The sequence below is a fragment of the Bacillota bacterium genome (genome assembly GCA_013178125.1).
In the GTDB taxonomy this organism is placed as follows: domain Bacteria; phylum Bacillota; class SHA-98; order Ch115; family JABLXJ01; genus JABLXL01.
The window spans coordinates 1-6,102 of sequence record JABLXJ010000043.1; the positions used below are offsets into that span (position 1 = coordinate 1).

At 45.9% G+C, this 6,102-nt stretch carries 5 protein-coding genes; 2 read left to right on the forward strand and 3 right to left on the reverse strand.

The genetic code is table 11. The features are described 5' to 3' along the window. Positions 1–277: 277 nt before the first annotated feature. Positions 278–1,063 (reverse strand): hypothetical protein, encoded by a 786-nt coding sequence (locus tag HPY71_15430; protein ID NPV54882.1) that lies wholly within the window; start codon positions 1,061–1,063, stop codon positions 278–280. A 32-nt stretch (positions 1,064–1,095) separates the two neighbouring features. Beyond that, the gene (locus HPY71_15435) at positions 1,096–1,545 is read right to left on the reverse strand and encodes a hypothetical protein (protein NPV54883.1); all 450 of its coding nucleotides are present in this window, start codon (positions 1,543–1,545) and stop codon (positions 1,096–1,098) included. Positions 1,546–2,494: 949 nt separating this feature from the next. Between HPY71_15435 and HPY71_15440 the strand changes: the two genes are divergently transcribed. After that, positions 2,495–3,979, forward strand: coding sequence for an SMEK domain-containing protein (locus tag HPY71_15440; protein NPV54884.1), 1,485 nt, complete (start codon positions 2,495–2,497; stop codon positions 3,977–3,979). Then, on the forward strand, positions 3,976–5,397 hold the full coding sequence (locus HPY71_15445) for a hypothetical protein (protein ID NPV54885.1): 1,422 nt from the start codon (positions 3,976–3,978) through the stop codon (positions 5,395–5,397). The genes HPY71_15440 and HPY71_15445 overlap by 4 nt, the downstream gene beginning before the upstream one ends. Positions 5,398–5,614: 217 nt before the next feature. Here HPY71_15445 and HPY71_15450 read toward each other — a convergent pair. After that, on the reverse strand, positions 5,615–6,102 hold a 488-nt coding region (locus HPY71_15450), incomplete at its 5' end, for a transposase (protein ID NPV54886.1).

Consider the following 6,102-nt stretch of genomic DNA (forward strand, 5'->3'; position numbering starts at 1 on the left):
GCTTGCAGGTTTTACTCAGGACATATACGTAGTCGTCCGTCCGAGCCCGTATCAGCGTGAGTGAAGAGATAAAAAATGATTCCGGGGAAAAACAAGAAACATCAGGGGTAAGGGTGCGAAATGTAGGATTGGAGGTCAAATGCCACTGTATCCCTCCTTAAATAATGTTCCCGTTACCTACTATACTTGACATAATCAACCATGGTTTTCCTCGAGGATTGTCTATCTCAGTCTAGGCCCAACCTTGCAATATGGTACTATCAGCACAAGTCAACGATCACAGATGCTGAAGCATTTGTTGAAGCTCCTCGTACAGGGCTTTCCCAACTGTAGTCAGCTGGTCTACCCCTCCAACTAATGATACTACTTCCCGAATTTTGTCAATTGCCACTTTCAGTATTCCCTTCTTTGGTGGCTGTTGGCAACTCTTTAGTTGCTCAACAATGGATTCGAGTAAATCTCTGAGTTCTTCCTGATTATCGCGAGAGACATCGGATTGCGATACGATACCTAAGAATTTCTCCGCGAGTTCGGTAAGATGCTGCGCGCCTGTTTCAGCATAACGATTTGTCGCTATGATAGAACCATACCCTTCGGCAACATTCACTTGCCCGACATTTCCCCCAACGTGGATCCGCGACAGGTTATCAACGCAGCCAAGTATGATTGATTCTTCTTCAATCTGCAATAACAGATGATTGACAAAAGGCATGACGACCATTCGATTAAATGAATCTACATGCTCCTGAATCCCCGTGCCAAAACCGTACCCGGCACATAGCTGGTAGTAGTCGCCGAATTTCTCAGCTCCTCTACTAAGGAGCGCATATACAAATGCTACCTCACCTTCCCTATTGGTTGGCACCTGATATAGATCACCATATTTCCTGAAGGATATAATTGTCTCAATATCAAAGACGCACGGATTTTCTCTCTGGCACTTTTCAACAAATCCTCTTAGTATAGGCGTGCGGGCAATGAAATCCAGGAGTCTATGCAAGTTGTCTATACCTTCACGAAAATCAGTGCGGAGCAGTCTGCTTGCTAAACCCCGAAATTCCAACGAAATTTTCCTTAGTTCCGAGCAGGTCACCTTCACTTCACCCCACAGTAAGGGCAAAATATACCTGAAGCAAGATCTCTTCCTGCGACTTTCACCTTACGATGGCAGCAAACTAACGATATCACATCGAGGCCGATGATCTCCGCTATGGGCTGTGATTCCCCCGTCTCCAGCTTCTTCCCTTTCTTGAAGGTTATATATTGACTGTTTCTAAAGATTTTCTCCATGTCGTCTCCCAGCTTGTTTATTAGTTCGCTAAGTCGATTCTTTGCGAGCTTCATCACCTGCTCCTTTATGTCATCTGTGAGGAACTCCCCTGATTCAGCCGTCAAGCCACAGTATGGGCAAAAGAGTTCAAACACATCGTCAGCCTGAACCTCATCTGATAATAGCTTAAAGTACTGTTTGCAGAACGGACATTGAAAGCTTATAAAACCATCCTGATCATTCGGGATAGAGATCTCGATCCTCTCGTCAGACATGGGGCATTCCTCCCTTCTTCCCCATATACTGTTTTGGCAGGCAGACCCGCCTCATTAATTTAGATATAGCAACCTCCAAACACGGGTAATTCATGTGCTATCAGACACCATTTCCTATTACGCTGGCCTCATCATATCCTAGCATCAACCAGTTACCTTCATACTCTTTGATCACAACCATGTTATTGTCTTCCAGGGAAGACTCTGGTGGGGTCTTGGCGGATATCTCAAATCTTAACCATAACTCTTGCGGTAATGCTATCCTGTCAACTGAGTCAATGCGACATATTCCTATAAATTACATTGTGAGTACCCCCGTGATAAAATCCATGATTTCTCACCGTTATCTGCCATATTCGGCACTGTTACCCATAATCCTTCTCGAAGGATAAGGTTGTTTTCTTCCATCCTTTCCCCACCCGCTGAAAGCTGTATGAGTTATGTCGATGTGTCAAATTCCTTTGTCAGAGGGTACTCCTATATGCAAGATCGTCGATTAGAAATCGAGAATTCCAGAAGAAAAAAGGAAATCTTCAAGCGACGGCCAAAGGAGATGCATAAGGAGGTTCACCCTCGTACCGATGCACCATATAGGGGGGACAACTTCTGGCGAAGACAAGGTAGAATCCGCTTTCGGTAACTACGTACTGGTAAGATCTACAAGAGCGGCCTGATATGCCATTATGAAAGGACTGGAAGTTCCTGCATGCCGCAATCGCTACATGCGCTTCCGAAACACCACATCACCACTTCACCCAGTTCTACCAAGGTTTGCCCGTGTACGGTATAATATATATGATATGATTCCATTTATGATAAAATACTGTATTATGGTCACGCTGTTACTACAAATACTTGCTGAAATTCTGTGTTCTCATCGGAGGAGCAGGATGCCAGGGTGAGGCGCAGAATTGTTCCTAAAAGAAAAGCTTTGAGGTGGGGATAAACTATGAACTTACTAGAAAAACAACATCGTATCCAGCAACTCATGGCAACTTTCGTTGCGGAAGCCAAAGCTGCCTCCGCGATATCTAGGACCGACCTCAATCACGTCGCTGAAATAGTGTTAATTCCACTTTTCAAGATAGTCTATGGACTAGACAACCTCAAAAACCTAAACACCGAAGAGGAAGCTAACTATCCTGGCATTGACCTTGGTGATGATGTAGCTCGTGTCGCCGTCCAAGTCACAGCCACGTCTGAAAGTGAGAAGATCAAAGACACCCTGCGCAAATTCGTGAAGTATAAACTGTACGAGAAATATGATCGTCTAATCATCTACATATTGACTGAGAAGCAGCGATCATATTCCGGCAGTGGTTTTGATGAAATCATACAAGGTAGAATTACATTCGACAAGAACCGCGACATTATGGACTACCGAGACATGCTTCGCGAAATCGGGTCGTTTCAGATCGATAAGATTTCTTGCATAGAAAACATTCTGGAGGCCAACTTTGGTGATGCCAATACGCCGATGTTCGGCCATATCTTAGCTCCTCAAACTGAGAGGGTCTTCTTAAACATGTTGCCACTTAGATTTCCCGAAAGGCTATACTTGGGTAATGTGGTTATTGACTTTAGAGACGATGAACAGCCCGACCAGCGGCAGTATCATCGTGGGCGGCAAGGCCCACAGCGATGCAGGTTTGCCTCAAAGCGAGACCAGATTCGTGTAGCTTTACAGCAACGTGGCCTACGGTTTGCAACTGGTTGGGAATATCACGAAGGGAAGATTTTTACCTTCCATAACCTTTACGATGAGGGGAACCCTCTTCGATCAGTCATCGACATCGGAACAATCGAAAGCATGGCATCCAGAGAGTTTTACTCTATTGATGAGAACTATGAGAGGATTTTTAAATCTTTACTGCGCCGTTCACTCCAGCAGTTACTGTACCATCGTGGGGTTTGGTGGCAGAGTGAAGAAAACTTCTTTATCTTCGTCGAGCAAAATGGATTAGTCAGGCGTGTTGAGAAATGGCAGGGCAAGAAGATAAATGAGCGCGAGGTTTTCGTCCGAACTATGAAAGACAATAAACCGGATGAGATACTAAAGTGTAAGCATCTAGCTTTTTCAACGCAGTTTCGTAGAATTGATAATGACTGGTATCTTGTGATTACACCCGACTGGTTTTTCAGTATTGACGGATATCGGAAGTCCCCATATTGCGAAGATGATCTAAAATGGCTTAAGTTAAAGGAAAATAATAGTCACATTGCCAATCATTTGAGGTTCATCGCTTATTTTTTACGCCACCAACAACGCGGCCTATTTGATGAAGACAGGTGGGAAGGCCCGCGTTTCCTGACATTCGGAGAATTCGTTTCATTTGGAGACGCGCCGTTACTGATTGACAATAAGTGGCTGCCTACTCCGGATGCAGATGACGAAGAGAATGACATCTTTGTACAGGGAGAACTTGACATATGAAATTGCATTATATTCAGGAACCACTCTTGCAGTTCGGGCGGGGAAGGGATATATGTCCGCGCTCTGGCATAGCACGCTATGATGTGTATGATACGCTCATCCCCGCCCGTCGCGAAGAGATTTACGTTGGGGCTGTAGGTACTAGTGGTTGTCTTGAGAAACTCAGCAAGCGTCTTACTCTCTACGCCAACCCGATAGCCGCCACCTCATCGAATGATCGCTTGTTCCCCAGTTTCTGCGGTTTCAATAAAAGACTTGGTTTTAAGGCGGAGTTTGTCCATGTAGGCAATATCACAAGGCGAATTGATAACTCCGACATCAAGGAAATAAAGAGAATAAAGAATCGCAACGAAAGGGTAAATGTAGCTATTGAACTATATTACCAGCATGTTGAATTTCTAGCGAGATACCGTAACGTCGATGTAATTGTCTGTATTATACCCGATGAAATCTACGATCTCATCTTCCGAGAAAAGGATCAGCCTATTGAGGAACAAATTGACGACGACCAGATCGATGATGCTTTAGAGCTTAATTTCCGACGTGCTCTCAAGGCACGAACAATGCACCTTGGTCGGCCACTGCAGTTGTCGCGAGAAATCACGCTAGAGTCAAATGTCTCCACACAGCAAGATGATGCCACGAAAGCTTGGAACTTCTGTACTGCGCTTTATTACAAGGCAAGCAAGACGGTACCATGGAAGTTGGTAACAAATCCCGACCGCCCTTCAATCTGTTTTGCAGGTATCGGTTTCTATCGCAGTCGGGATAGAAAATCGCTTCATACTAGTCTCGCACAGGTATTCGATGAACTCGGAAACGGTGTTATCCTACGAGGGATGCCTATTGAGGTAAGCCGCAAGGACGACCGGGTACCCCATCTCTCTGGGAAGCACGCTTACACACTTCTACGACGTGCCATCTCTGAATATGAGGTTGCTCTCAACACCTCGCCGGGCCGTCTCGTTCTACACAAATCCTCAAACTACACCGACGAAGAACTGGACGGTTTTCGTCAGGCCACCAAAGAGATGCGGGTGAACACCGTCGATTTTGTCACAATACTCGACTCGAACATTCGCATGCTTCGTAATGGCATCTACCCACCATACCGTGGTACCTACATCGAGCTTGACAATGAAAACCATATTCTTTACACCCGCGGCTCGGTTGAGTACTACAGTACATACCCCGGGAAATACATCCCACAGCCGTTGGAGGTGAGGATTGTAGAAGCCGATGAATCTCCAAGTGTAATCTGCTCCGAAATCCTCGGCCTCACCAAGATGAATTGGAACAATACGCAGTTTGATCGAAAATACCCAATTACTATCGAATGCGCCCGGAAGGTTGGCCTTATCATGAAGTATGTCCCTGAATACGAAGATCCGCAAATAAGCTATAGCTATTACATGTAGGGAGATTATGCTCGTAACCGTGTTTCCCCGTCATTTGGTATTCTTAGTCACCCTAGTACTACTTTGTTAGCTATGGACAAAAGCCCAGCTAGATGGTATATAGGGTAGGCGGAGGTGCATACGAGCTGCCGTTGTACAGTAACTAGTTACAAAAAAGGTGCGCAAACCCTTTTGCCATAAGGTCCTGTGACCATTGCACCTTGAAAAATGATTGTTACTACATCTCCTTCTTGGCAGGTTTCATAGCATAGAACCTGGGTGGGAGCTTTAGTTTCAGCTTTTCCAAGAGGCCCTTTACTTCCGCCTGGAGTGGATTTGTCTGCCAGACCTCGCCTGATGAAGCCCGGTGGATGCCTATCTTAAGAGTCGCAAGGCTCTTCTTCATCTGCCGCCATGTCTTACCGGTCTCGTCCTCGGCCACCCGGATCAATAGCATGGCTAGCCCGCAGAGGAGAACGTGCGCCTTTATGCGGTCGGGCAGCCGGTGATATACCGGGCGGATGTCCACGAGGTGCTTTAGGTCGCGGAAAACCCGCTCGATCTCGGAAAGCTGCTTATATCCAAGGACTACGTCTTCGACTGAGAGCCAGTCGTCCGAGGTGGAAAGCAGGTATTTCCCGTCCAGGTGCTCTTCAGCCTTAATCTTTTCTCTATTCAACTGAAGTTCGCCGGTGGGGGTTTGCTGAACATACCGACCATATGTAT